At 47.1% G+C, this 1,133-nt stretch carries 2 protein-coding genes; both read right to left on the bottom strand.

Translation table 11 applies throughout. The features are described from left to right. Positions 1–10: 10 nt before the first annotated feature. Positions 11–562 carry a transposase gene (locus IQ230_RS26235; RefSeq protein WP_193935099.1) on the bottom strand — a complete coding sequence of 184 codons (552 nt, stop codon included), beginning with the start codon at positions 560–562 and terminating at the stop codon, positions 11–13. Further along, positions 520–1,068: a helix-turn-helix domain-containing protein gene (locus IQ230_RS26230; RefSeq protein WP_193935098.1), complete on the bottom strand. Its 549-nt coding sequence runs from the start codon at positions 1,066–1,068 to the stop codon at positions 520–522. The genes IQ230_RS26235 and IQ230_RS26230 overlap by 43 nt, the downstream gene beginning before the upstream one ends. Positions 1,069–1,133: the final 65 nt, after the last annotated feature.

Genomic DNA, 1,133 nt, shown 5'->3' with positions numbered 1-1,133 from the left:
AAACCGCGTTCTAAAGAACAATTCTCAGATGAGGGAAGTAGGTCATGGAAGACAGCTTTGCAGGAGCTAGCATTAACTCCTGCAAGCCTTGGCAAAGGACATCTGTAACAGCATCAAGTGAGTCGAAGACTTTGTTGTAAAAATGCTTCTCTCTAACCTCTTCCCAAATGTGCTCAGTTGGATTGAGTTCTGGAGAACGAGCAGGCTGCTCAATTAGCCGGATATTTTCAGGTACAACTAGCCCAGCAGAGTGATGGTAAGTAGCTCCATCTACCTGAATAATGATGAAGTAGTCAGCAAACTCAATTGCCACCTGCTCCAAGAACAGATTCATCATCTCAGTGTTGGCATAAGGTAGCACCAAAGCAGTCATTTCTCCCAGTGCAGGTGCAACCGCCACAAAAGCATAAATATATTCTCGCACGATTTGCTTGGCAACACTTGGACGAATCCCAGGGGGAACCCATGCCCGTCTCACTTCACCAATACGTCCAAACTTGCCTTGGTCTGCCGTCATCATCAACACTGGTCGGGTATCGCTGTGAGCACGGGTTGCCAGCACCGCTTCGACTCGTGGCTGGAAGTTTTTTTAAACTCCTCTTGTTCGCTCAAATCTCCCTTGGGATGGTGCGGACGCGGAACCAGCTTGCGCCAACCATGACGCTGGAGTAAGCGGTAAATCGTCGCTGCATCAACGACTTCTCCTATTCGCTCCTCAAATGACTTCTGAATCACTGCTACCGTTGTAATTTCGCCTAATGAAGCTTGCTCAAAAAATGGGGCTAAAAATTCCTGCTCTTGTTGCCAACTCAAATAGCAATTACGTCTACCGCCTTTGCCAACAGTTTCAATCGCGGCAGCACCGTAACGGTTATACTTTGAAATTACTTTGTGAACTGTCCAGACTGAGGTGCCTGTGTGCAGTGCAATTTCTTGAGCTTCTCTTGGGTCAACCATTGCGTTGTAAATAATCAACCACTTCTGCTGCCAAGCGTATTTTGTCTCTGCCAGCTTCTGCTTAACTTCTTCAACGCTCTGGTGGGCTACAACTCGACTGACTCTTGCCATAACAGTGCTCGTTTCTCGGTTAACTGCACCCTACCCTAATTGTTCTTTAGAACGCAAGTTCGTAT

Origin of the sequence: Gloeocapsopsis crepidinum LEGE 06123 (assembly GCF_015207655.1) — a bacterium.
Classification (GTDB): Bacteria; Cyanobacteriota; Cyanobacteriia; order Cyanobacteriales; family Chroococcidiopsidaceae; genus Gloeocapsopsis; species Gloeocapsopsis crepidinum.
The sequence above is the reverse complement of the archived record's forward strand: the minus strand, read 5'-3'. Positions and strand labels throughout refer to the sequence as shown.

What these genes read in the sequence shown, in the direction of transcription:
- IQ230_RS26230 (WP_193935098.1), bottom strand. Translation starts at nt 1,068, where the DNA reads ATGGCAAGAGTCAGTCGAGTTGTAGCCCACCAGAGCGTTGAAGAAGTT.